Origin of the sequence: Bombella apis, assembly GCF_018221685.1 — a bacterium.
Classification (GTDB): Bacteria; Pseudomonadota; Alphaproteobacteria; order Acetobacterales; family Acetobacteraceae; genus Bombella; species Bombella apis.
Genome location: NZ_JAGJTM010000004.1, coordinates 475,679 through 501,362 on the forward strand (window position 1 = coordinate 475,679; position 25,684 = coordinate 501,362).

Consider the following 25,684-nt stretch of genomic DNA (forward strand, 5'->3'; position numbering starts at 1 on the left):
TCATTTTCATGGGCCGGGCCTGTTTTGCAGGTGCGGAAAATCTTACAGCCCGATGTCGCTGCGGAGCATCTTGTCATCCCACTGGATGGTCGCAGCAGCTTCATAGGCTCGGGAGCGTGCCTTGGCTGCCGTGGGACCCGTGGCGCAGATGGTCAGGACACGCCCGCCATTGGCCAGAAGCCGGTCGCCATCCATCTTGGTTCCGGCATGGAAGACGGATACACCGGGCAGCTGTTCCGTCCGGTCCAGCCCGGAAATGACACCGCCCTTGACGGGCGCATCCGGGTATCCCTTGGCGGCCAGCACCAGAGAAATGGATGGTTTGTCCGAGAAGCGGATGCTGTCCTCGGACAGCGTGCCTTCCGCCAGAGCCTTGAGGGCAGGGAGAAGGTCGCTTTCCAGACGGATGAGCAGGGCCTGTGCTTCCGGGTCACCAAAGCGCACGTTGTATTCGATCAGCTTCGGCCCTTCTTCCGTCAGCATCAGGCCAGCAAAGATGACGCCACGGAACGGCGTGCCCCGGCGGACCATCTCGGCCAGCATCGGGCGGACCGTGAGGTCCAGTGCGGCTTCCTGCGCCGCCCGGTCGAAATCCGGTGGCGGGCAGATGGCTCCCATGCCGCCGGTGTTTGGCCCGGTATCGCCATCACCGACCCGCTTGTGGTCCCGTGCAGCCCCGATCAGGCTGGCTTTGTCATCCGCACAGAAGGCGAAGAGGGACACTTCCCGTCCGACAAGACATTCCTCGATCACCAGCGGCAGGCCGAGGCGGTCGATGGCTTCCAGAGCCTCATCCACGCTCTGGGCCACGACCACGCCTTTGCCGGCGGCCAGACCATCCGCCTTGATGACGATGGGAGCACCCTGTTCACGGACGTAGGCCTTGGCGGCCTCCTTGCTGCTGCTGGCGTCGAAACGCTGCCAGCGGGCGGTGGGGATACCGGCAGCATCGGCCACTTCCTTGGTGAAGGCCTTGCTGCCTTCCAGAGCGGCGGCAGCCTGGGAGGGGCCAGCGCAGGCGATACCCGCTTTCTGGCAGGCATCGGTCAGCCCTGCCACGAGGGAGACTTCTGGCCCCGGTACGACGAGGTCGATCTTTTCCTTCCGGGCGAACTCGACAAGACCGGCAATGTCATCAGCCGCAATGGGAACACAGCGTGCGCAGGCTGCCATGCCGGGGTTGCCGGGGGCGGCAAAGAGTGTGTCCAGCAGAGGGGACCGGGCAATGGCTGTGGCAAGGGCATGTTCCCGCCCACCTGAACCCACCAGAAGTACGCGCATCCTGTTTCCTTTTATATCTCGTGTGATGCAGATAGCCGCTTTCACGTCATCTGCCATTTAGCATAGAATGGCCGCATGATGGAACGAGAGAGCCTTCTTTCTCCCGCCGGACCGCAGGGCGGTACGGGGCCGGGGAGCAGCAACATACCGGAATATTCCGTAGGAGCCATTTCCTCGGCGATCAAACGTGTGCTGGAAGGCACCTTCGGGCGGGTACGTGTCCGTGGCGAGATCACGGAGATGAAGCGGTATGCTTCCGGTCATGTCTATCTCTCCCTCAAGGATGAGGGCGGGAAGATATCGGGTGTCATCTGGCGGGGGAACGTCTCCCGGCTGGGGATGGTGCCGGAGAATGGAACGGAGGTCATCGCCACCGGGAAGATTTCGTCCTATGGCGAACGCTCAAACTATCAGCTCATCATCGACAGCATGGAGTTTGCAGGGGAAGGTGCCCTTCTGGCCCGGATCGAAGCCCTGCGTGTCCGCCTGCGGGATGAGGGGCTGTTCGATCAGGGGCGCAAGAAGCCCATTCCGTTCCTGCCCCGTTGCGTGGGGGTGGTGACGTCCCGGTCCGGGGCGGTGCTGCACGACATCTGCACGACCATATCCCGCCGTTTCCCGCGGGATGTCCTGCTCTGGCCCGTGGCAGTGCAGGGGGAAGGGGCAGCCCGTCAGATCACCCATGCCGTGCAGGCCATGGGGAACCTTCCCAATCCGCCTGATGTGCTGATCGTGGCCCGTGGTGGTGGCTCATTGGAGGACCTGATGGCCTTCAATGATGAAGCCGTGGTACGGGCCGTGGCGGCCTGCCCCCTGCCGGTGATTTCTGCCGTGGGGCATGAGACGGATACGACCCTCGTTGATTACGCTGCCGACCGTCGGGCCCCCACACCGACTGCCGCCGCTGAAATGGCGGTACCCCTGCGGTCCGAGCTGATGGCGGATCTCGCCCATCGGGCGGCACGGCTTTCTGGTGGTCTGGCGGGGATATTGCAGCGGCAGGGGCTGCGGCTCCAGGCCGTGGCGGCCCGGATGCCGGACCTTCCGGGGCTTCTGGACACAGCCCGGATGCGGCTGGATGATCGTGCCCAGAGGCTGGAGCTGGCCCTGCCGGGATTTGTGATGCGTGCCCGTGCCCGGCTGGGGCAGGCTGCCTATCATTTGCCCGCCGTGGAGACCGTCATGGGGCAGCGGCGTGGCCTCGTGGAGGCACAGGCCGGGCGGTTGCAGTCTGGTTGGGAGCGGTATCTGGATGGCTGCCAGATGCGTCTGCTGCGGGCGCCGTTGCGGCTGGAGACGGTGCAGTCCCGGCTTGCCCTCCAGCGGACGAGGCTGGAAGGGGTGGCCCGGCATCTGAAGGCCGTCTCACCCCTCGCCATTCTGGAACGGGGCTATGTTCTGGTGCAGGATGAGGCAGGTCATGCCGTGACATCATCCGCTGCCCTGCCAGTGGGGAGCCATGTGCAGCTTTCCTTTGCGGATGGTGTCCGGCAGGCCCGGCTGGACCCGGATGAAGGCCGCAGATAGTCTGCACAGGAGATTTCGGAGCCCCGGGAGCCATCATGGCGTCCCGAGGAAGGACAGGACATCCATGAGGATGTGGAGGAGGGATATGGTGCGTAACATTGCGAGGCGCCGCCACAGATGTGGCTTGCAGAGACTGGGCTGTGGCCTGCTTCTTGTGGCAGGGAGTGTCCTGGCAGGCTGTAGCAGCCAGCCAACAGCCCGGCAGGTCGAGGCAGCGCAACATCCGGCCATCCAGAGCTTTGCCGGGGCGCCGTCTGGTGGGGGGAGCGGGGACAGTTCGTCCTCACCACAGATGAAGACGAACCTGCCATCTGCTCCCGTCAATACACCGCTTTGTGGTACGGCCCTGCGTGAGCAGGCCAGTACGGGGAGCGAAATCTATGGTCGCAGTCTGGCTACAGGCAACAGCTGTACCCGTAATGCCTGCTTCCAGCCATTGACGGGGACGTTCATTGCGGAGGATGGCAACAATAGCGTCTGTCGCTAACATCATATTTGTGTGGATGTGAAAAGGGCGGCCAGAGAGTGATCTGGCCGCCCTTTTTCATGGGCTCCGATGGGAGGGGGAGGAGGCGCCTTTAGCGCTTCCACCAGCCGACACGCCGCTTTTTGGGCTTTGCCTCATCGATATTGACAGGCTGCGGTGCTGCCACATTCTCGACCGGGGCTGTGTCCTCAGCCTTGGGGGCGGCTGCTACAGGGGCCTCTTCTGCCGTGTCCGCCTTTTTGCGGCGAGCTGGGCGCCGCCGACGGGCTGGTTTTGCCTCTGTCTCGGTTGGTGCCTCATTGTCCACACCGGTTTCAGCGACAGAAACAGGCGCCTCTTCCGCAGCCGGGGCAGCGTCCGCTTCTGCCGTTTCGTTCCGTGCCGGGCGGCGGCGGGGACGGGGGCGGCGCGCCTGACGACGAGCGGCTTCCTCTTCAGCCTCGGCAGGATCGACTGGACGGGCCGGTATCTTCACGACACGATTGTCGTCTTCTTCCTGGTCTTCGTCCACCACGATGCGGCTGCGTGTAGCCGGGCGGCGACGGGTACGGGTGCGACGGGCCGGTTTTTCATCATCCCCTTCTGCAGGGCTTCCCGTTTCCACGGGCTGCCTGTGGGGGCGGGAGGAAACGGCAGGTTCTTCTTCTGTGGCAGGAGGGGCTTCAGCACGTCCGCTCAGGCGGGCTTCCTGCTGTTCCATCATGTCGAAGATGTCGATGCCAGCCCCCTGGAAGGGATTGGCCGGTGTTGGTCCCTGATAGCCAGAAGATGCCTGACTGGGGGCCGGTTCATCCTGATGGCGTGCCGGGCGGCGACGGGATGCCGGGCGTTCACGGCGGCGGCTGGGCTGCTCGGTCTCTCCCTCACGGTGGCTTGGAGCAGACGGAGCGGCGGTCGTGACACGCCGTGTCCTTGTTCGGCGACGACCGGGCATGAGAGCCTGGTCATCATTGGTATCTGCCGTGCTGTCAGCCTCTGGCGCTGCGGGGCTCGCCTCCTGCAGGCTGGTCTCTGCCGTTTCGTCCCGGGTCTCCTGCTCGTTGCGGCGACGTCCACCACGGCGGCGGCGGCGGCGACGGGAGATGCTTTCACTGCCCGTTTCCTGTTCGTCCCGGGTATCTTCGGCCTCGGCTGGCAGGCTGGCTTCCATTGCAGGGGCAGCCCCTTCCGTGATGTCGATCGTACGGACCGTGTTGACAGGGCTGTCCTCACGGGAGGGTTTCTGGCGTGCGGCCAGCCGTTCGATGCGGAGCTCGCCTTCCGGCAGGCTGTCGTCATTTTCGAAACGGATGGTCATGTCATGCCGTTGTTCAAGCTGGCTGATGGCAGCCCGTTTGCTGTTGAGCATGTAAAGAACGATGCTGGGGCTGACATGGACGATAATGTCCGAAGAGCGACGGCGGCTGGCTTCATCCTCCACGCTGCGGAGGACCTGGAGGGCCATGCTTTCCACACCCCGGATGAAGCCGGTACCCTGACAGTGCGGGCAGGGGCTGAGCATGCTCTCGGCAATGGAGGGGCGCAGACGCTGCCGGGACATTTCCAGCAGGCCGAAATGGGAGATGCGGCCCAGCTGGATGCGGGCACGGTCCACCCGGAGGGCATCCTTGAGGCGCTTTTCCACCTGGCTGTTGTGGCGGCGGCTTTCCATGTCGATGAAGTCGATCACGATCAGCCCGGCCAGATCACGCAGGCGCAGCTGGCGGGCGACCTCCTCGGCCGCTTCCAGATTGGTGCGGAGGGCGGTTTCCTCGATATTGCGCTGGGAGGTGGACTTGCCGGAGTTGACGTCAATGGCCACCAGAGCTTCAGTCTGGTTGATGACGAGATATCCGCCGGATTCCAGCTTTACCGTCGGTGAGAACATGGCCTCCAGGTGGCTCTCCACCTGATAATGGGCGAAGAGATTCTGCCCCCTGTTCTGCCACATGCGGATGCGGCTGGCATTGTGGGGCATCAGCAGGCGGGCAAATTCCTTCGTGTTTTTCCATGCCTCTTCCCCATCCACCAGTACGGTCTCGATATCACGGGTGAACAGGTCCCGGATGGCCCGCTTGATCAGGCTTGCTTCCTCATAGATCAGCGCCGGGGCGATGGAGGAGAGGGCGTGGTTGCGGATGTTGTCCCATAGCTGGAGAAGGTAGTCGCAGTCTTTGGTGATTTCCGCTTCCGGGCGGCCTGCACCGGCCGTGCGGATGATCATGGCCATCGTCCGGGGCAGGTCCAGCTTGCCGACAATGTCCCGCAGGCGACGACGGTCCGTTTCGGAGGTGATCTTGCGGGAGACCCCACCGCCACGCAGGGCGTTGGGCATCAGCACGCCATATCGTCCGGCAAGGGAGAGGTAGGTCGTCAGGGCGGCGCCCTTGTTGCCACGTTCTTCCTTGACAACCTGGACAAGGATCACCTGCCGACGGCGGATGACTTCCTGAATGCGGTAATTGCGGAGGAACCGGGCCATGCGGCGGCTGGCGCTCTGTTCCTCACCGGTATCATGTTCCCCGCTGACGATCTCCGGGCCGGGCTCGTCATCCTCGGGAAGGCTGTCTTCGTCATCATCAGCCTCCGGATCGCTGTCCCGGCCCCGCTGCTCGGCAGCGTATTCTTCTTCCTGCAGGGCAAGGAGCTTTTCCCTGTCCGCAACGGGGATCTGGAAATAGTCGGGGTGGATCTCGCTGAAGGCCAGAAAGCCGTGGCGGTTGCCGCCGTAATCCACGAAGGCCGCCTGGAGGCTGGGCTCTACACGGATGACCTTGGCGAGGTAGATGTTGCCTTTGAGCTGACGGCGCGCTGATGTCTCGACATCATAATCTTCAATGCGCTTGCCGTTCATGACCACAACGCGGGTTTCTTCGGCGTGTGTGGCGTCTATGAGCATCTGCTTTGTCATGAAGGACTGGACTCCGTGGCGCACGGGTCATGGCCCTGTCTGCGCCGATTGTCTTGGTCAGCAGAGGGCAGGTGGTCCGGTCTCTTGCGGGCAGATACCCTGAGGGGGTCGCCAGATTGGATAACACAGAACAGCATTGCAGCCTCTGGTAAACACGCTGATGGCAGGTCCTGCCATCGGGAATTGACGCAGCCCGCCGGGGGATGGTGTGGCCATCCGGGTAGGCTGCCTGTGGTTCGGATGCAGTGTCTCCGCCAGGGTGTGAGCACACCGGGAACAACCGTCCCGGGCTATCTGCACCAAACGGCGTGAAAGGTACTGCATGTGCGGGCCCTGTCTGATGCTGTCCTGCCTGCCCGTTGTCAGGGGCGGGGATGCATGGGAGATCCGGGCTTCTGCAAAGCGACAATGGCCTAAATCGGCCTTCATGGCAAGTGGGTAGTTGGGGGGTGGTGAAAGGGGCAGAATAAAGCCATTTTTTCCTGTCTGTATCAGGCTGTTAACCAAAGAAAGCAGGAAGATTGTTCCCGTGGCAGGAATGATCGCCTAATGGGGTGTGACAGGCAGGACCTGGACCGGAGAGGGAGGAGGATCACCATGGCAAAGCTGACACGTCGTCATCTTCTTGGTGCGGCTGCCAGCGGGCTGCTGGCGGGCGGAGCGGGAAAGGCTGCGGCAGCACGGCATGGATTGCGGAAGGCCCCCGCCGTATTGCGTGGAGCATCACCGCCCAGACCCGTCATCATGCTGGACCCTGGCCATGGCGGAAAAGACCCCGGGGCCATCGGTGTCTCAGGAACGTATGAGAAGCATATTGCTGTGGCTGCAGCAACGGAGCTGCGTGCGCTTCTCATGGCGTCTGGCCGGTATGATGTGGTGCTGAGCCGGACGGATGACCGTTTCATCCCCCTTGCCGGGCGGGTGGAGCTGGCCCATCGGCACAAGGCGGATCTTTTCATCTCCATGCATGCCGATGCGCTGCATCAGTCTGATGTGCGTGGGGCCAGTGTCTATACGCTGTCCGGCAACGCTTCGGACAGGCAGACTGCCCTGCTGGCAGAGACGGAAAACAGTGCCGACCGTTTTGCCGGGCCGGGCATGGCCGACGTGCCGCCGGATGTGGAGGAAATACTCAACAGTCTTGTTCATGAAGAGACGCGCCGGGGGTCTGCGCATATGGCGGCCAGTGTGATCCGGTCATTCCAGAACCGCATCCAGCTCCTGCATCATCCATCCCGCCATGCGGCCTTCCGGGTTCTGAAGTCTGGAGACATTCCGTCTGTTCTGGTGGAAATGGGGTTCATGTCCAACCATCTGGATGAACAGGCGCTGCGTCGTGCTGCCCACCGTACGCAGATCACCCAGGCCATGAAACAGGCCATTGATGGCTATTTCCTGCGGCAGCGGAAAGGGATGCTGTAAAAAAACAGAGAGTTCCGCTTGCATTCCCTGTCATTGCTCGCTAGCGTGGAGGGGTAATGACATTTTTTCACGCCCTCCTTCTACGACTTATGAACCCCTGAACGCCATACAGGCGAGCAGGTTGCTTTGCTGCGTTCAGGGGTATTTTTTCCCATTTCGGGTTTTCGTAGATATCTGGAGTTAGAGCGTAGTTATGTCTTTTCAGCATCCTTCCTTTGGTCATGTTGCCGATAACCGTGTCATCATTTTTGACACGACCCTGCGTGATGGTGAGCAGTCCCCTGGTTTCTCCATGAATCTGGGCGAGAAGCTGCGGATGGCCCATGCGCTGGCAGCTCTGGGCGTTGACGTCATAGAGGCAGGCTTCCCGGCTGCATCGGAAGGAGACTTCGAGAGCGTGAAGCAGATTGCCGATAATGTGGATGGCCCCGTCATCTGTGGTCTGGCCCGCAGCGCCGCCAAAGACATCGAGGCTGCCGGAAGGGCCATCAAGGGCGCACGGCGTGGGCGTATCCACAACTTCATCTCCACGTCTCCACTGCACATGAAGTACAAGCTGCGGATGGAGCCGGAGCGGGTGTTGGAGCTGATCGCTTTCGGCAACAAGGAATCCCGCCGTTACACGGATGACGTGGAGTGGTCTGCTGAGGATGGATCCCGCACGGACCCGGATTTTCTGTGCCGCTGTGTGGAAACGGCCATTGCCAACGGGGCAACGACCATCAACATTCCCGATACGGTCGGGTTTGCAACCCCCGATGAGATGGAGCGCATCTTCAATATGCTGAGGGAGCGTGTGCCGGGGGCGGATCAGGTCATTTTCTCCACGCACAACCACAATGATCTGGGGCTGGCTGTTGGCAACACGCTGGCAGCGGTTGAAGGTGGTGCCCGACAGATTGAATGTACGATCAACGGCATTGGCGAGCGTGCTGGTAATGCCGCTCTGGAAGAAGTCGTGATGGCCCTGCGGACCCGTCATGACCGTTATGGCATGGAAACCGGCATTGAAACGCCCCGCCTGCTGGGCATGTCCCGTCTGCTGGCGACCATCACGGGCTTCGATGTCCAGCCGAACAAGGCCATCGTGGGGCGGAATGCCTTCGCCCATGAGAGTGGCATCCATCAGGATGGCATCCTGAAGCATGCCGGGACTTATGAGATCATGACGCCGGAAAGCGTGGGCTGGACGAGCACCTCGCTGGTGCTGGGCAAACATTCCGGCCGTGCGGCCTTCCGGGACAAGCTGAAGGCTCTGGGTTATGATGACCTGACTGAAGAGACGGTCAATGCGGCCTTCCAGCGTTTCAAGACCCTGGCAGACCACAAGAAGATCGTTTTTGATGATGATGTGCGGGCACTGGTGGATGATGAGAGCCGTGACCATGAGCGTGTCCGTCTGACCTCGCTGGAGCTGAAGGGCGGTACGCAGCATGCTGCCCAGGTCGTTCTGGATATCGAGGTGGATGGTGAGGCCCGTCATGTCTCTGCCACGGGCAATGGGCCTGTGGATGCCGTGTTCCGGGCCATCGGTGAGGCCTTCCCGCATCAGGCGACGCTGGCGCTGTTCTCCGTGGCCAATGTGACAGAAGGTACGGATGCGCAGGCCCGTACGACCGTGCGTCTCCAGGAAGGGGGGCGCCTGGTGGACGGGCAGGGGAGTGACCCGGATACGGTCGTTTCGGCAGCCCGGGCCTATATCCATGCCCTGAACAAGCTGCTGGTGAAACGTCTGCGGGGTGAACCGGAAGAAATGTCTGCCTGAAGATGAGAGAAGGGGACCGGTAGCCGATACTGCCATGCCTGCATGTCGGCTGCTGTTTTCCTTCTGTCATGGTGGGAATGAAACGTTACCGCATGTTAATTGAAGCGGAGTTTTCTGCGAAAAATATTGTCTCTGGCAGGAATATGGCCTTGCTGAACTGTTGTGGGGCTCTATAATTTGTGGCGAATGCTGTGGGTGGTGTTCTGCTTATTTTCATTCCCCGTGCGTGCGGGGTTATCCGGCCAGGAGTTTTGAATGTTCTCTCGTCTGTTGGGGCTCATTTCCGCTGATATGGCGATCGATCTCGGCACTGCCAATACCCTCGTTTATGTCAAGGGGCGTGGCGTGGTGCTGAGTGAGCCTTCCGTCGTCGCTGTAACGGAAGTGCGCGGGCGCAGACAGGTCCTGGCCGTGGGAAATGAAGCCAAACTGATGGTTGGCCGTACGCCGGGGAACATTCAGGCCATCCGCCCTCTCCGTGACGGTGTCATCGCCGACTTCGAGAGTGCGGAGGAGATGATCAAGCATTTCATCCGCAAGGTTCACAACCGCCGTTCCTTCTTCAGTTCCCAGATCGTCATCTGTGTGCCGTCCGGTTCCACTGCCGTGGAGCGCCGTGCCATCCAGGAGAGTGCAGAGAGTGCTGGTGCCCGCAAGGTCTATCTGATTGAGGAGCCGATGGCCGCAGCCATTGGGGCCGGTCTGGCCGTGACGGAGCCTTCTGGCAGCATGATCGTGGATATCGGTGGGGGAACGACCGAGGTTGCCGTGATCTCCCTTGGCGGGATTGTCTATGCCCGGTCTGTCCGGGTTGGTGGCGACCAGATGGATGAGGCCATCATGGCTTATATCCGTCGCAACTATAACCTCATGATCGGGGAAAGCTCCGCCGAGCGGATCAAGATTGATCTCGGCGCTGCGTCTTTTGACGCCAACATACAGACGGAAGAGCGGACCATGCCGCTCAAGGGGCGTGACCTGCTGAATGGCGTCCCCCGGGAAATCACCGTCAGTGAGGCCCAGATTGCCGAAGCCCTCCAGGAGCCTGTCGGGCATATCATTGATGCCGTAGCCACCGTGCTGGAGCATACACCGCCGGAGCTGGCCGCTGACATCGTGGAGAAGGGCATTGTCCTGTCCGGCGGGGGAGCGCTGCTGCGGCGTCTGGATGATGTCCTGCGTCAGGCTACCGGCCTGCCGGTTTTCGTGGCAGAGAATGCGCTTTCATGCGTGGCTGTGGGGACTGGCCGCACGCTGGAGCACATGCAGCAGCTCCGCAGTGTCCTGAGCAGCATGTATTGATCCCTGGTCTCCGGCGGGGGATTGTATCCTCCGTGACCGGGGGCTGAGCGGAGGGAAAAGGCGGGCCATGGTCTCCATTCACACACGTCAGCTTCTGTCCGGGCTTGTTCTGCCGGTCATGGTTTTTCTGGCTGTGGGGACTGTTCTGGCCGGGCAGATATGGCCGGGCAGGGCCATACAGATTCGCATGGCGGCGGCGCAGAAGGCCGGGGCCATCTATCAGGTTCTGTTGTTCCCTCAGCGGCAGTTTCATGAATGGCAGATCACCCTGCAGGGGGTGGGGGACCTGCTGGCCGCCAATGCGCAGCTTCGGCAGGAAAACCAGAAACTTGCTTACTGGCATGGTGAGGCCCAGACTCTTCGGCAGGAAAATGCCCGCCTGAAGGCTGTGCTGCACTGGGGAGCGGAAGATACCCGGGATTATGTCAGCGGATGGGTCGTTCGGGATGAGAGTGGCCCTTACCTGCGGGCGGTTCTGTTGCAGGTGGGGGAACACCGGGTGCAGCAGGGAAGTCTGGCCGTTGATTCTTTCGGGCTTGTCGGGCGTGTCAGTGAGGTGGGACCGCATGTGGTGCGAGTGCTGCTGATTGAGGATGCTGCCAGCCGGATTCCCGTCACGTTACAGAGCAGCGGGGGGGATGCCATGATGATTGGCGACAATACGCCTTATCCCCGTCTCATGTATTACAATCAGAGCCTCATGCCGGAAGAAGGCGAGCATATCGTCACACGGGGGCAGACAGGCCTGACAGGCGGTGTTGCCGTTGGTCATGTGCATTATCTGGCGCCAGGGCAGCCGGTTGTCATCCCTGATGCCGCTCTGGGAAAACTGGAGCTGGTTCGTATTTTTGATGGTGGCTTTACCCTGGAGGCCCCACCCAGTGCGGGAAGGGTCCGGGAGAAGCCTCCGCTCCTGCCGGATCATCGGGATGGGGAAGCCCCTTCGAATTGGCAGAATCTGCGCCGTTTTCTGCCATTTTCGTCTCTCAGGAACGGCTGAGGGTACTTTCTGGACGGTCGGCGTTCCTGATATACGGTCTCAAATTAAGCCGTTTGTTATCATCAAGGCCTTATAAGGCGGTTAGGTGGCATTTGTGGCACGATTCGGGTAATGGCATGAAACCTGCCCCGAAGGCGTGATCTGCCCTCCAGGGAGGTTTGCTTTCTGTAGAAGAGAGCACTATTTCCGGGAAGGCACGGGGGCGGGGGAGCAGCAACGGGTACGGGGCTATGGCATTACGGTTGGAGCAGGGGCGTCTGGATCATGAGGCGCTGGAGGGAACACGGCAGCGCAAGCTGATGGTTCGTGTGCGGCGCAAGCTGTCCCCCTGTGTCATCATGGTGGTTCTGGCTTTTGTGTTGTCCGCCCCGTTTGGCATACTCGGGCAGACCGAACTCCAGACAGCCCTGACACTGGGGACGGTCTGGTTCTGGGCGCTTTACCGTCCTGCTTTCATGCCCCTGTTCGGGCTGTTCTGTAGTGGGGTGGTGATCGAGTTCTTCAGTGCCAATCCGCCCGGCGTGCTCCTGTTCTGGATGCTGGTAGCCTATGGCGTGGCTCATGGCTGCCGTGTTGGTCTGTCCCGTCGTGGATTCCTGCTTTCCTGGAGCCTGTATGGGTTGATCGTGCTGGGAGAGGCCCTGACAGACTGGGTGTTGATGGTCATCCGGGTCCGGGGGGCGCTGTCGGTCTATCCCATTGTTTTTCAGGAGGCTCTCGCTGTAGGGAGTTATCCCTTTCTGCATGTTCTGTATTTATGGGGGCTTTCTGTTATGGAAAAGCATGACAGACTGTAATAGACTATGACCATCTGAAGTGTGGAAGCCTTGAGTTTTCCTTCCTTAATCTTTTTTTAAGCGTATATTGCAGATGTTCTTCCGGCGTGATGAAACTCGTCCGCCATTTCGGAAACGAAGTGGGCCAGCGGCTGACCTGTCTTTTTCAGAAGAACAGGCTGTCGGTGGGGGTATGTTCACACGCCGTGCCCTGCTGCTTCTGGCAGCGCAGACAGGGGTCATGGGGACGCTTGCCCATCATCTCTATCAGATGCAGGTCGTTCATGGCGATGAGCTGAAGGAGCAGGCACGCCGCAACCGGACCAGCCGCCGCCAGATTGCACCAGCCCGTGGTGAGATCTACGACCGCTGCGGTGTGCTGCTTGCCGGCAACCGTCCCAACTGGCGTGCGCTGATCATGACGGAGGAAACGACGGACCTCCAGGCCGTGGTGGACCGCTTTGCTACGATCGTGCCGCTGGATGACCGTGACCGGGCCCGTATCGAGCATGATCGCAAACATATCCATCGTTACGTCCCGCTGACCCTCAAGGAATTCCTCTCCTGGGATGATGTCGCCCGGCTGGGGCTGAATGCTCCGACCCTGCCCGGTGTTCTGATCGATGTGGGAACAACACGGGAATATCCGTTCAAGGACCTGTTGTCCCATATCATCGGGTATGTGGCCCCTCCCAATGAGACGGATGTCCAGCGGGATGGCATCATGGCCCTGCCGGGGATGAAGGTGGGGCGTGCCGGGGTCGAGCAGACGCAGGAAAGCCATCTGCGTGGACAGCCCGGCACGGTGGAGATGGAGGTCAACGCCCATGGCCGTGTCATGGGCGAGCTTGAGCGTGTGGAAGGCCAGCCCGGGGCCCGGCTGGAGCTGACGCTGGATAGCGCCTTGCAGACCCGCATCCGGGAGCGGATTGGTGAGCGTGTGGCCAGTGCCGTGGTGATGGACTGCCGCAATGGCGAGGTGATGGGGCTGGTCAGCACACCTTCTTTCGACCCGACCCTTTTTGATGGTGGCATCAGCCGGACACAGTGGAACAGTCTGATCACCGACCAGCGCACGCCGCTGGTGGACAAGGCCGTTTCCGGCCTTTATCCGCCGGGCTCCACCTTCAAGCCTGCCGTGGCACTGGCCGCCCTGAAGGCCCATGCCATCACCCCGTCGGACCGTTTTTCCTGTCCGGGTTATTACGACATGGGGGGCGTGCGTTTCCACTGCTGGAGCCGTTACGGGCATGGGTCGATCAACCTGCATCAGGCACTGAAATATTCCTGCGATGTCTATTTCTATCAGGTGGCCCGGCGCTGTGGCATGGAGGCGATTCATGAAGCCGCCGCCTTCCTGGGGCTGGATGGGAAGCTGCCGATAGAGCTGCCCCACATGCGGGCAGGGTCCGTTCCGACCCCGGAGATGCGCCGTCGCCATGGTCACCACTGGAATGGTGGTGATACCGTCAATGCCGGTATTGGGCAGGGGCTGGTGCAGACAACACCTCTGGCACTGGCCACTTATGTATCCCGTCTGGCAACGGGGCGGTTTGTGCAGCCACATCTTCTGCGCTCGGTGAGCGGGCAGGGCATTGCACCGGTTCTGGATCCCCTGCCTTTCGCAAAGGAGGCCCTCGCTGCTGCCCGGGGGGGGATGTTTGCTGTGGTGAATGAGCCACAGGGCACGGCTCCGGCCGCCCGGTTGAGCCTGCCTGGTGTACAGATGGCTGGCAAGACCGGCTCTGCACAGGTGCGGAACGTGCCGAGAGCCCTGCGTGAGAGCGGGCACTTCAACTCCATGAACCTGCCATGGCAGTATCGTCCTCATGCGTTGTTCATCTGCTTTGCACCTTATGACAATCCCCGTTATGCGGTGTCTGTCGTGGTGGAGCATGGCAATGCGGGTGCGACCGAGGCGGCCCCTCTGGCTGCACAGATCATGACGGATACTCTCATCAGGGACCCGGCCAGCCGGACCTCCCTGTCCCGGGGGGTCGTGGCGAGGGCTGACGGCCTGGATGACTGAGGGATAGAAGGACGTCATGCCGCTGAAGGACTTCACCGTTCCCCGTACGGCCCGCCGCCTGCTGCGGGCAGAGCCGAACCTGCGCATGTTCTCCCGGCTCTGGCAGATCAACTGGTTCTTTGTTCTGCTGGTCTGCTGTCTGGCCGGTGTGGGGTATGTTGCCCTGTATTCAGCCGGTGGCGGGCGTGCGGAGGCTTTTGCCCAGCCCCAGCTCATCCGTTTCTGTTTCGGGCTTCTGATGATGCTGGGCGTGGCGCTGGCCAGCCCACGGGTCTTGAGGATGCTCTCCGTGCCCATTTATGGGCTGTCCATCCTGCTCCTGGTACTGGTGCTGAAGATGGGGCATGTTGGCAAGGGGGCGGAACGCTGGATCAATCTGGGCGGCTTCCAGTTCCAGCCCTCCGAGTTTGCCAAGATTGCCCTGGTCCTCATGCTTTCAACATGGTTTTACCGGATCGGGCGGGACCGTATGGGCAATCCGCTGCGGCTCATCATCCCGGCGCTTCTGACACTTCTGCCGGTTGTGCTGGTGTTGAAGGAGCCCAATCTGGGGACAGCAACCATTGTTGGTGTGATCGGGGCTTCACTGTTCTTTGCGGCGGGGATGCGGTGGTGGCAGATCATCATCCTTGTTGCGCCCCTGCCGTTTCTGGGGCCCTTCATCTATAACCATCTCCATGATTATCAGAAGGCTCGGATTGATACCTTTCTGCATCCTGAGCACGATCCGCTGGGGGCAGGGTACAACATTCTCCAGTCCCGTATTGCTCTGGGGGCGGGTGGGCGCTGGGGGCAAGGCTACCTGCATGGCACGCAGGGGCAGCTGAGCTTCCTGCCGGAGAAACAGACAGACTTCATCTTCACCATGATCGGGGAGGAATGGGGGTATGTCGGGGGTGTGGCCGTCATCGGGCTACTGTTCCTGATCCTGCTGAGCAGCATGCTGATTGCCCTGCGTTGTCGGAACCGCTTTGGCCGGCTGGTCGGGTTGGGCATCGCCATGGATTTCTTCTTGTACTGCGTGGTCAATCTCTCCATGGTCATGGGGGTCATCCCGGTGGGAGGCGTGCCGCTACCGCTGATCTCCTATGGAGGGTCAGCCATGCTGACCATGATGTTCGGTTTCGGTCTGCTGCTTTCCAGCTGGGTGCATCGGGATGACCCTGACTGATCTATTGGAACCGTAGGGCCGAGACCCCACCTGGAGGAGGTCGGGTTGCGGAGTATCGTGGCCGGTTTTTTTCAGGTGTCTGTTTTTTATGCATCAGTGGCTTCTTCCCCTGCTGGCTTTTACGACCGCAGCGGCAATTTTCACCATCACGCCGGGGCTGGACTCCGTCATGGTCCTGCGGACAGCTGCCTCCGATGGGCGCCGTGCTGGGATCGGGGCCATTTTTGGCATTGCCGTGGGGCTGAGCCTCTGGGGGCTGGCAGCGGCCTTCGGGCTGACGGCCCTTCTGGCGGCGTCTTCCACGGCGTTCTTCGTCGTCAAATGTGTTGGTGCGGTTTATCTGGTCTGGATGGGCGTCAGCCAGCTTCTGCGCCCTCGTATGGCACTGACGACGGAGGCCGGGCCGGAGCAGGCCCGGCGGGTGGAACATCGCAACGCCTTCTGGCCGGGATTCCGCCGTGGGATGCTGACGGACCTGCTCAACCCCAAGGCGGGTATTTTCGTGATCACCTTTTTCCCTCAGTTCATCCCGCCTGCCACGGATGTGGTGGCGTTTACGCTCGTGCAGGTGGTGATCCAGGTTGTGCTGACCTTCATATGGCTGGGGCTGCTGGTGGCCCTGACGGTCCCGCTGGCACAGTTCTTCAACCGGCCCGTCGTGGTGCGCCGTCTGGACAGGCTGACCGGGCTGGTCTTCATCGGTTTCGGAGCCAAGATATTCCTGACAGACAGTCCCTCGCACTGAGAGGGACACATAAAAAAGGCCGGTGAGAGAACGCTCCCACCGGCCTTTTTTATCGTAGCCTGTTTTGTGAGACTGAAGCTCAGCCTTCGATCCGGCCAAAATCAGCAATCAGCTGGCCACTGCGGCTGAAGGCCGACAGCAGGCGCAGACGGTTGAGACGCTGGCCAGCATCTTCCGCATTGACGGTCACGGCCTCGAAGAAGCGGTCCATGATCGGACGCAGGGCGGCGAGATGCTGCATGGCACTGGTGAAGTCATCATCGGCCAGACTGGCCGTGATCTTCGGCCCGGCCTCATTCAGGGCCGCATCCAGGTCACGTTCCTCATCCTGTACATAGAGTGCCGCTTCAGGGGCCTGATGGTGCGGGCCGTCCTTTTTCTCCTCGATGCGCAGGATGTTCGTGGCCCGGCGGTAGGCTGCCAGAAGGTTCTGCCCGTCTTCCGTGCCCATCATGTCGGACAGGGCCTCCACACGGCTGAGCAGGCGGACCAGGTCGCCATCCAGATGATCGGTGAAGAGGCTCCTGTTTTCCTGCACCTGTGTGACGGCCAGCGTGGCATCCAGCACGTCGTGACGGCGTCCCTCATTGCGGAGCTGGACCCGGAGCCTGTCGGTGAAGAAGGGTTCCAGCTCACCCAGAGCGGAATCCTTGCCCTCCTTCCCGGCATAGGCCTCAGCTGCTCTGGAAAGCAGGCTGCCGAGGTCGATGCGCAGGCCATTGTCCCGGATGGTGCGGATCACCCCAAGGGCGGCACGGCGCAGACCATAAGGATCACCAGAGCCGGTGGGGGTTTCCCCGATGGCGAAGAACCCGGCCAGCATGTCCAGCCGGTCCGCCAGAGCGACGGCCACGGAGACGGGAGCACTGGCCGTGCCATCCTGCAATCCACGGGGCATGTAATGTTCGGCAACGGCCTGGGCCACTTCCGGGGCTTCACCATCATGGGCGGCGTAATAGCCGCCCATCACGCCCTGAAGCTCGGGGAATTCACCGACCATGCCGGTCGTCAGGTCGGCCTTGGCGAGCAGACCGGCCCGTTCGGCGTGTTTTACCTGTGCGTCACTCAGCTGCATGGCCGTGGCGATGATGCCTGCCAGAGTGCTGATGCGCCGTGCCCGCTCTTCCTGAGTGCCCAGTTTCGCATGGAAGGTGACGGGCTTCAGGGCCTCGACACGGCCGGCCAGTTTTGTCTTGCGGTCGAGGTCCCAGAAATGGCGGGCATCGGCGAAGCGGGCCCGCAGGACACGTTCATTCCCGGCGATGCAGAGCGTGCCGCCGTCGCTGAAGGTCTGGTTGGCCACGAAGGCGAAATAGGGAGCGGCTTTGCCGTCTTTCGTGCGCAGGGCAAAGTACCGCTGGTTGACCCGCATGGAGACCTGCATGACTTCCGGTGGAAGGTCCATGAAGGCATCATCGATGCGGCCCAGCAGGGGCACGGGATATTCCACCAGCCCGCTGACCTCACGGACCAGCCCTTCATCCTCGACAAGCGCCAGCCCCTTCTCATCGGCGAGCGCATGGACACCCTGACGGATGAGATCGGCCCGTTTCTCCTCGTTGATGACGACGTGGCGGGCTTCCAGTTCCTTCAGCCACTGTTCCGTGCCAATGACGGTGAACGTGCCGGGGGAGAGGATGCGGTGGCCTTCGGTCACGTTGCCGCTCTTTAGCCCGTGGGCGTCGTCATCCTGACGGGCCAGGGTGAAGGGAACTGTCTGGCCATCCAGCAGGCAGACAACGTGATGGAGCGGGCGTACCCAGGTGAAGAGGGAGCCATTGCCCCAGCGCATGGCCTTGGGCCACGGGAACTTCCAGAGGAGGTCCGGCAGCTGTTCGGCAACCAGCTCCGCCGCCCTGACTGGCGGCAGGGTACGGTTGAGAACCCAGAAACCGTTTTCCTTCGTCAGCTCATCGGGGCTGACGCCATGTTTGCGGGAGAACCCGGCAAGGGCCTTTTCCGGGGCATTTTCACGGGGGCCACGCTCGGAAATGGTGCGGGTGGGGATGCCCTCATCCACCTCGAGGCTGGCCGCAATGTGGCGGGCACCATGAAAGCTGCGGATGTTGCGGGGGTTCAGATCGGCGAGGGCCTGTTCCAGCAGGCGGGCGAGGTCCTCGGCAGCACGGGCCTGCATCCCGGAGGGGATTTCCTCGCAGAAGAGGTCAAGAAGCAGTTCAGCCATGAGTGGTTTCCTCCTCGTCTCCGGCAAGCCAGGCTTCGCAGGCTGCCCTGGCCAGTGTACGCACGCGCCCGATATAGGAGGCACGTTCCGAAACGGAAATGACCCCCCGGGCATCCAGCAGGTTGAACAGATGGGAGGCTTTCAGGCACTGGTCATAGGCGGGCTGGACCACGCCAGCCTCGGAGAGGCGGATGGATTCAGCCTCGGCCGCCCGGAACTGGGCAAGGAGCATGTCCGTATCGGCCAGCTCGAAATTGTGTCGTGAATAGTCCCGCTCCGCCCGGAGGAAGACATCCCCATAGGTCAGGCCCCGGCCATTGAAGTCGAGGTCATAGACATTCTCGACACCCTGCACATACATGGCCAGACGTTCCAGCCCGTAGGTCAGCTCGGTGGAGGGAACGACGGTCGGGATGCCACCAACCTGCTGGAAGTAGGTAAACTGCGTGACCTCCATGCCGTCGCACCAGACTTCCCAGCCCAGCCCCCAGGCCCCGATGGTGGGGTTCTCCCAGTCATCTTCCACGAAGCGGATGTCGTGCTTCTCGGGGTCGATCCCGATGGCCCGGTAGCTTTCCAGCAGCAGGTCCTGGCTTTCCTGCGGGGTGGGTTTGAGCAGCACCTGATACTGGTAATAATGCTGGAGGCGGTTCGGGTTCTCGCCATAACGGCCGTCGGACGGGCGGCGGCAGGGCTGCACATAGGCGGCAGCCCACGGCTTGCGGCCCAGTGCACGCAGGGTCGTGTGAGGGGACAGTGTACCCGCACCCAGTTCAGTATCGTAAGGCTGGAGAATGGCACAGCCCTTCTGTGACCAGAACTGATGAAGGCGCAGGATCAGATCCTGAAAGCAGGGGGGCCGGGATGTGGACAATTCACTAGGCTCCATTAACGTAAAGATGTCTGCATATTACAGGATGAGAGGCCGGATCACCAGCGGGTAGGGGTGGGAGAGGGTAAAGAAGTTGCCGCCGTGCAGGGCGGTTTCTTAAGATGGTCTTTACGGCAGGTGCATTCTGTGGGCCTCTGCCGGGAGGAGAGGGAGCCAAGACCCTTGCGGGGGATGGAGAGCTGTATCATATCATGTGGCATGAAGAGACAGCGCCCATGTCGCGCCCCGCCCGGGCGGGCAGGGGCTGCGGAGCAGTTGTGAAGGACAGCACGCCCATGAACTCGGAAGAACGTGATCTCATAAGTCGCTTTGTTGCCCGTGTTGGGGGAGGCGTGGGGCTGCCGAATGGCCAGAGCCCGGCGTCCCTGCCGCCGATCGACCCGGAGGCAGACCGTTTCATCGCCGAGAATTTCCAGCGTTTCCCGGAGGCCCGCTACCGTATCACGCAGCTGGCTGTCGTGCAGGAGGCGGCTCTCTCCCAGGCGCAGGCCCGCATCCGTGATCTGGAGTTCCAGCTCCAGCAGGCGAGGGGGCAGATCGCCCAGCTCCAGCAGCAGGCCAGTCAGCCGGGGCAGCAGTCAGGTGGGTTCTTCTCCGGGCTGTTCGGTCGGGGGGCTTCTGCGTCCGCTCCACCGCCTCGCGGGGCCGCCCTGCCACCGGGCTGGGGGCCTGCCTCTGGTGCTGCTGCGCCGGAGATGGGGCGGAGTTATGCCCCGCCACCGGGTTATCAGCCGGGTATGTTCGGGCGGTCCGGTTCCGGCTTTCTGGGGTCTGCCCTGTCCACGGCGGCCGGTGTCGCAGGCGGGATGATGGCGGCCCATGCGCTGGAGGGTCTGTTCTCCGGGGAGCATGGCCATGAAGGTGTCGGTGGTGCTGGCGATGGTTTTGGCAGTGAAACGACCATCATCAACAATTATGGGGACAATTATTCTGATCCGTTTGCCGGAAGCGGGACAGATGCCGCAGGGTTCTCTCCGCAGGATTTTGGCCCGCAGGATGCGCCGGTTGATAATGGCGGTGGCTTCGGTGGTGATGACATCGACAGGGACGATTTTTTCTGAGATCGGCTCCGAACGGAGCATGATGCAGGCGGGGCCTTCAGGGGCCCCGTCTTGTCATCATGGAGTACATATTCCGGCCGTGATGGCCCCATGTTCGGAACAGGCTATGTGACCGCCAGGGGCTGACAGAAAGGGACAGGACAGAGAGTTATGGAAAAAGCCCCCCAGCCCGTTCTCGGGCCTGATGCCAGCGCTGAGACACCGGACCAGCAGCCGGACCGGACCCTGTATGATGTGGCTGCTGTTGAGGATGTCAGGGAAGGAGAGGTTTTTTCTGTCATCATCAAGGAGCAGTCCATTGCTCTCGTGCGTGTCGGGGGGGAGGTTCATGCGCTGGGGGGGCGTTGCCCGCACAAGGGGGCGCCGCTGCGGGGGCGTCTGCACTGTTACAGCAAGGCTCACGGTGATGTGATTGTCTGCCCGTGGCACAAGGCGGTGTTTGGCGTACGGGATGGCCGGGTGAAGGAGCCGGTCGCCTTTTCTGGCCTGCCCGTCTATCCTGTCCGCCTCGTGGAGGGGCGGGTGCTGGTCGGGGTCAGTCCTTTGCCTGCCAGAGTTCCTGAGCCCTGCATGGAGGACAGTTCCGTGCTGGTGCTGGGTGGTGGTGCGGCGGCAGCCAGTGCCATTTATACCCTGCGTGAGGAGGGTTTTGCCGGTAGCATCATCCTCATCGGAGATGAGAGCCTGCCTCCTTATGACCGTCCATCGCTCAGCAAGGGCATTTTTCTTGGGGGGCCGGACAAGGTTCAGCCTCCGCTGCTGCTGAATGATGCTTTTTTTGCCCATCATGAGATCACCCGTGTGCAGGGGACAATCACCAGTCTGGACTGCACGGCAAAGCGTGTCGAACTGGCTGACGGGCGGGATTACAGTGCGGACCATGTGCTGATCACGACAGGGGGGCGGCCTGCGAAGCCGGATCTTCCTGGCATCGAGCTGACCGGGGTGATGACCATGCATGGCGTGCAAGATGCCCGCCAGATTGCAGAGGAGATCACGGGGGAGCAGGCTGTCGTGCTGATAGGTGGCGGGCTGACCACGTTGGAGCTGGCTTCTGCCCTGCGGCAGAAAGGGGCTGGTGTGACGGTGATTGCCCCGGAGCAGGTCATTCCCATGGAGGCCCAGTGGGGGCGGGAGGTCGGGCGCATCCTGCTGCGCCTGCATGCTGACAATGGCGTAGCTTTCATCACGGATAGTGAAGTGGTGAACATATACGGAAAGGACCATGTGGAGGGCATCGAGCTTGATGATGGCATGAAGCTGCCCTGCACCCATGTTCTGGTGGCTGTCGGCAATGAGCCATGCCGCAGTTTCCTGCCTGATGATGTTGGGACGGACGCTGATGGTGGGGTGTCTGGCATTGTTGTGGATGAGGACATGCGGGTTCTGCCCGGCATTTATGCGGCGGGGGATGTGGCCGCCTTCCAACATGAAGGAACGCTTTGTCGCATTGAACACTGGCGTCAGGCGCAGATAGAGGGGCGGGCCGCTGCCCGGACTATTCTTGGTCTGTCCCGGCAGCCCATGCCCATCCCCTGGTACTGGACCCAGCAGTTCGGCAAAAAGCTGGAATATATGGGGTGGGGAGAGCCGTTCGACCGGGTCCTGATAGAAGGGGACTTGAGCGGGTTCGACTTCATGGCGGCTTACATGAGGGGGCAGAAGGTGGTGGCGCTGGTTTCGGCTGGCCGGTCTTCCGCCATGGCTCGTGCTGCGGTCGATTTTAATGGGTTCGTTGCAAAAGAGGTGCGGACAAGCATCGTGTGATAGGGCTTGCATCCTGTTTGTTCCACATGGTTAACGGCTGCCTTCTGCAGGGCAGCCGTTTTCTGTTTCCGCAGCTGTTTTGTCGGGAGAGGGACAGGGGATGGCATGACTGTCAGCTCATGCTCATGCCGTGGGTACAAGTGAGAGTCTTCGTATCTGCTCTGCAATAATTGTAAGTTCTGTTTTTACCAAAAAGAAATATTAATGATACATTATGAATGTTTCATGTGGTCTGGATTTGCAAATTAAAAAAATAATTAATTTTTATATGATTATGCAAGTGCTATGAGGCGCCATCCATTCTTTTGTTACAACATGTATTGAGATATTATGCCAGATACTGCACCGTCTCGTCCGCATACTTCCATTTTTCATCAGGAATGGTGGCTTGCTACGGCCAGTCGGCAGGCAGTGTCCTTCATTGATGTGGAAATGGGGGGCAGGGTTGTTTCCCGTTTTCCTTTCGTAATGAAAAAGAGGCTTGGCTCTCCTGTCATCAGGATGCCCAAATATACCCGCACGCTGGGGCCGGATTTTGCTCTGCCACCATCAAAAACATTTCGCCAGGAGCAAAATATCAGGCATGTCGTGGACAGGACCGTTGCCAGCCTGCCCAAATATCATGGTGTCCATTTCTATCTGGACCCCGACAATGCGTCCTCCTTTGCGTTCAGGCTGGCTGGGTTCAGGGTGTACCAGGATTTCACCTTCCGCATCATGCCTGAAAAAACGCTGGACATGGCCTGGCAGGATTGTGACCAGAAGACCCGCAACCTCATCCGCACGGCGGATAAAAAACTCACTGTCCAGCAGTCTGGGGATGTGGCTCCGTTCATCGACCTGGTCAGGCAGGAACTGCCACAGAACCATCATGACTATGCCCTGCTGGAAGACCTGTTTACGGAGGCCCGTAATCGGGACCAGGCCATGGCGCTCTATGCTCATGATGGGGGCGTGCCCGTCTCGGCAGCCCTGCTCGTCTGGGATGACAGGGTGCTGTACTACTGGCAGGCCGTCCGTGTCCGCCGCTCCAGAGTGCCGGGCATGAACATGCTGCTGATCTGGAAGGCGATCGAGGAAGCCAAGAGGCGCAACCTGATTTTTGATTTCGATGGTTTCGGGTCTGTCAGAACGGCCAAGATGCTGGCCAGTTTCGGGCAGAAGCCGGTCATAAGGCCGGAAATCCGCTTCGAGACGCCCCTTTACGCCATGAAGTGCCGTCTCATCAATGTTGTCCGGCGGCATGTGCTCAGGAAGTACCGGGGTTACGATCTTTTCTGAGGTCATCATCTGGCCCTAGTTCCGGGGTGGTGGCGCTGATTAGGATTGGCTTTTCCACCACGATTGGGGTAGGAAATCCCTTACGGGGAGAGCTGCGTTCAGGGCGTGGCCGCCATTCCATGTAGCGAGCCGGAGCATTGGGCACAGCCTGTGCGGAGCCGGGTCACAGACAGATTGACGAGGTTTGAATTCATGCATCAGTACCGTACCCATTTCTGCAACGCCCTGCGTGCTGATGATGCAGGCAGGACCGTACGGCTGTCGGGCTGGATTCACAGCAAGCGTGACCATGGCGGGCTGCTCTTCATCGACCTGCGGGACAATTATGGCGTGACGCAGATCGTCGTTCCGTCCGAAGGGGCGCTGCTGGAACAGGCCGAGCGTCTGCGGGTGGAGAGCGTCATCACCGTGACGGGTGAGGTCGTGGTGCGTGAGGAGGGGCAGCGCAACCCTTCCCTGCCAACGGGTGATGTGGAGGTCCGGGCCAGCGGGATTGACGTGCAGTCCCGGGCGGAGGTTCTGCCCTTCCAGGTGGCCGGGCAGGAGAACTATCCCGAGGACCTGCGCCTGAAATACCGTTACATCGACCTGCGCCGGGAGAAGATGCACCGCAACATCATGCTGCGCAGCCAGGTCATCACCAGCCTGCGCCGCCGCATGGTCGAGCAGGGCTTCACGGAATTCCAGACTCCCATCCTGACGGCCTCCTCCCCAGAAGGCGCACGGGACTTCCTCGTTCCGGCCCGTCTGCATCCCGGCAAGTTCTACGCCCTGCCGCAGGCTCCGCAGCAGTTCAAGCAGCTGGCGATGGTGGCCGGGTTCGACCGTTATTTCCAGATCGCCCCCTGCTTCCGTGATGAGGCCTCCCGTGCGGACCGCAGCCCTGGCGAGTTCTATCAGCTCGATTTCGAGATGTCCTTCGTCACGCAGGAAGACATTTTCAGCGTGCTGGAGCCGGTTCTGGCTGGCGTGTTCAACGAATTCACACCGGAAGGCTGGAAGATCACGGACGGGGCCTTCCCCCGCATCCCGTATGCCGATGCGATGCGGGATTACGGGTCCGACAAGCCGGACCTCCGCAACCCGCTCATCATCAGGGACGTGACGGAACAGTTCGCTGACTCCGGTTTCGGTCTGTTCGCCCGCATTGCAGCCTCTGGTGGCCGTGTGCGTGCCATCCCCGCACCGGGTGCGGGCAGCCGCCCCCGGGCGTTCTTCGACAAGCTCAATAACTGGGCACGGGATCAGGGGGCCGGGGGCCTCGGTTACATCATTTTTGATGAGGAAGGTGGCAAGGGGCCGATCGCCAAGAACCTGGAAGCTGACCGTGTCGAGAAAATCCGTGAAATCTGCGGCCTGAAGGCCGGTGATGCGGTCTTCTTTGCAGCGGGCAAGGGGGATGAGGTCGTCAAGTTCTCCGGCGTGGTGCGGACGAAGGTGGCGACCGATCTGGATCTCATCGAGAAGAATGCCTTCCGCTTCTGCTGGGTCGTGGACTTCCCGATGTATGAGCGCAACGAGGAAACGGGCGAGATCGACTTCTCCCACAATCCGTTCTCCATGCCGCAGGGCGGTCTGGAAGCCCTGAACACGCAGGACCCGCTGACCATCAAGGCCTATCAGTACGACATCGTCTGTAACGGTGTGGAGCTGTCCTCCGGTGCCGTGCGTAACCACCTGCCGGACGTGATGCTGCGGGCCTTCGAGATCGCCGGTTATGGCCCGGATGTGGTGGAGGCCCGCTTTGGCGGGATGCTCAATGCGTTTCGTTATGGTGCCCCGCCGCATGGTGGCGCTGCGCCGGGTGTGGACCGTATCGTCATGCTGCTGGCCGATGAGCCGAACATCCGTGAGGTCATTCTCTTCCCGCTGAACCAGAGCGGTGAGGACCTGATGATGGAAGCTCCGGCTCCGGTCGAGCCTGCCCGCCTGAAGGAACTTTCCCTCAAGCTGGACCTGCCCAAGCCGAAGCCCTCCGCTGGTGGCAGCAAAGCTCAGGAAAAGCAGGGCTGATTCTGGTTCTCTGATCTGTTGATCTGATCCGGGCAAGGCTGGGGCGGCGCGATCCGCTCCGGCCTTTTTCGTGTCAGGTGTTTCTTCCTG

Annotated in this window: 18 protein-coding genes; 14 read left to right on the forward strand and 4 right to left on the reverse strand. The window is 61.2% G+C overall.

The window, feature by feature from the left end:
* Positions 1 to 42: 42 nt before the first annotated feature.
* Positions 43 to 1,281, reverse strand: a complete 1,239-nt coding sequence (gene purD / locus J8Z04_RS05350; protein WP_086431138.1) for a phosphoribosylamine--glycine ligase — start codon at positions 1,279 to 1,281, stop codon at positions 43 to 45.
* A 75-nt stretch (positions 1,282 to 1,356) separates the two neighbouring features.
* Here purD and xseA point away from each other — a divergent pair, with 75 nt between their 5' ends.
* Together xseA and J8Z04_RS05360 are read left to right on the forward strand one after the other, a co-directional pair.
* On the forward strand, positions 1,357 to 2,808 hold the full coding sequence (gene xseA / locus J8Z04_RS05355; RefSeq protein ID WP_043560782.1) for an exodeoxyribonuclease VII large subunit: 1,452 nt from the start codon (positions 1,357 to 1,359) through the stop codon (positions 2,806 to 2,808).
* An 85-nt stretch (positions 2,809 to 2,893) separates the two neighbouring features.
* Positions 2,894 to 3,295, forward strand: a complete 402-nt coding sequence (locus J8Z04_RS05360; RefSeq protein WP_232086311.1) for a hypothetical protein — start codon at positions 2,894 to 2,896, stop codon at positions 3,293 to 3,295.
* 91 nt (positions 3,296 to 3,386) lie between these two features.
* Here the strand turns inward: J8Z04_RS05360 and J8Z04_RS05365 are convergent, their stop codons facing one another.
* On the reverse strand, positions 3,387 to 6,185 hold the full coding sequence (locus tag J8Z04_RS05365) for an Rne/Rng family ribonuclease (RefSeq protein WP_192848009.1): 2,799 nt from the start codon (positions 6,183 to 6,185) through the stop codon (positions 3,387 to 3,389).
* A 597-nt stretch (positions 6,186 to 6,782) separates the two neighbouring features.
* Here J8Z04_RS05365 and J8Z04_RS05370 point away from each other — a divergent pair.
* The 8 genes from J8Z04_RS05370 (at position 6,783) to J8Z04_RS05405 (ending at position 16,395) form a co-directional block, all read left to right on the forward strand.
* Complete coding sequence (locus J8Z04_RS05370; protein WP_227431372.1) at positions 6,783 to 7,607, forward strand: N-acetylmuramoyl-L-alanine amidase family protein; 825 nt, start codon at positions 6,783 to 6,785, stop codon at positions 7,605 to 7,607.
* Between the two features lie 193 nt (positions 7,608 to 7,800).
* Positions 7,801 to 9,372, forward strand: coding sequence for a 2-isopropylmalate synthase (locus tag J8Z04_RS05375; RefSeq protein ID WP_043560779.1), 1,572 nt, complete (start codon positions 7,801 to 7,803; stop codon positions 9,370 to 9,372).
* 255 nt (positions 9,373 to 9,627) lie between these two features.
* Complete coding sequence (locus J8Z04_RS05380) at positions 9,628 to 10,674, forward strand: rod shape-determining protein (RefSeq protein WP_043560776.1); 1,047 nt, start codon at positions 9,628 to 9,630, stop codon at positions 10,672 to 10,674.
* A gap of 67 nt (positions 10,675 to 10,741) precedes the next feature.
* Positions 10,742 to 11,674 carry a rod shape-determining protein MreC gene (gene mreC, locus J8Z04_RS05385; protein WP_043560775.1) on the forward strand — a complete coding sequence of 311 codons (933 nt, stop codon included), beginning with the start codon at positions 10,742 to 10,744 and terminating at the stop codon, positions 11,672 to 11,674.
* Positions 11,675 to 11,904: 230 nt separating this feature from the next.
* Entirely contained in the window at positions 11,905 to 12,471 is a 567-nt protein-coding gene (locus tag J8Z04_RS05390) for a hypothetical protein (RefSeq protein WP_043560774.1), read from the forward strand.
* Positions 12,472 to 12,544: 73 nt separating this feature from the next.
* A complete protein-coding gene (gene mrdA / locus J8Z04_RS05395) occupies positions 12,545 to 14,479 on the forward strand; it encodes a penicillin-binding protein 2 (protein WP_043561512.1) in 1,935 nt (644 codons plus the stop codon).
* 16 nt (positions 14,480 to 14,495) lie between these two features.
* Positions 14,496 to 15,650 carry a rod shape-determining protein RodA gene (gene rodA / locus J8Z04_RS05400; protein ID WP_052349127.1) on the forward strand — a complete coding sequence of 385 codons (1,155 nt, stop codon included), beginning with the start codon at positions 14,496 to 14,498 and terminating at the stop codon, positions 15,648 to 15,650.
* Between the two features lie 88 nt (positions 15,651 to 15,738).
* Positions 15,739 to 16,395, forward strand: coding sequence for a LysE family translocator (locus tag J8Z04_RS05405; RefSeq protein ID WP_043561507.1), 657 nt, complete (start codon positions 15,739 to 15,741; stop codon positions 16,393 to 16,395).
* A 79-nt stretch (positions 16,396 to 16,474) separates the two neighbouring features.
* On the opposite strand, the gene glyS is transcribed toward J8Z04_RS05405, so the two are convergent.
* Positions 16,475 to 18,580, reverse strand: coding sequence for a glycine--tRNA ligase subunit beta (gene glyS / locus J8Z04_RS05410; RefSeq protein WP_192848010.1), 2,106 nt, complete (start codon positions 18,578 to 18,580; stop codon positions 16,475 to 16,477).
* Entirely contained in the window at positions 18,573 to 19,469 is an 897-nt protein-coding gene (locus tag J8Z04_RS05415; protein ID WP_192848011.1) for a glycine--tRNA ligase subunit alpha, read from the reverse strand. Before J8Z04_RS05415 ends, glyS begins: the two co-directional genes overlap by 8 nt.
* A 278-nt stretch (positions 19,470 to 19,747) precedes the next feature.
* On the opposite strand from J8Z04_RS05415, the gene J8Z04_RS05420 reads away from it, so the two are divergent.
* The 4 genes from J8Z04_RS05420 (at position 19,748) to aspS (ending at position 25,594) form a co-directional block, all read left to right on the forward strand.
* Positions 19,748 to 20,533, forward strand: coding sequence for a DUF2076 domain-containing protein (locus J8Z04_RS05420; protein ID WP_192848012.1), 786 nt, complete (start codon positions 19,748 to 19,750; stop codon positions 20,531 to 20,533).
* A 150-nt stretch (positions 20,534 to 20,683) separates the two neighbouring features.
* The gene (locus J8Z04_RS05425; RefSeq protein WP_192848013.1) at positions 20,684 to 22,300 is read left to right on the forward strand and encodes an FAD-dependent oxidoreductase; all 1,617 of its coding nucleotides are present in this window, start codon (positions 20,684 to 20,686) and stop codon (positions 22,298 to 22,300) included.
* A gap of 330 nt (positions 22,301 to 22,630) precedes the next feature.
* Positions 22,631 to 23,581, forward strand: a complete 951-nt coding sequence (locus tag J8Z04_RS05430) for a GNAT family N-acetyltransferase (RefSeq protein ID WP_081562980.1) — start codon at positions 22,631 to 22,633, stop codon at positions 23,579 to 23,581.
* A gap of 192 nt (positions 23,582 to 23,773) precedes the next feature.
* Positions 23,774 to 25,594 (forward strand): aspartate--tRNA ligase, encoded by a 1,821-nt coding sequence (gene aspS / locus J8Z04_RS05435; RefSeq protein ID WP_043560765.1) that lies wholly within the window; start codon positions 23,774 to 23,776, stop codon positions 25,592 to 25,594.
* Positions 25,595 to 25,684 lie beyond the last annotated feature (90 nt).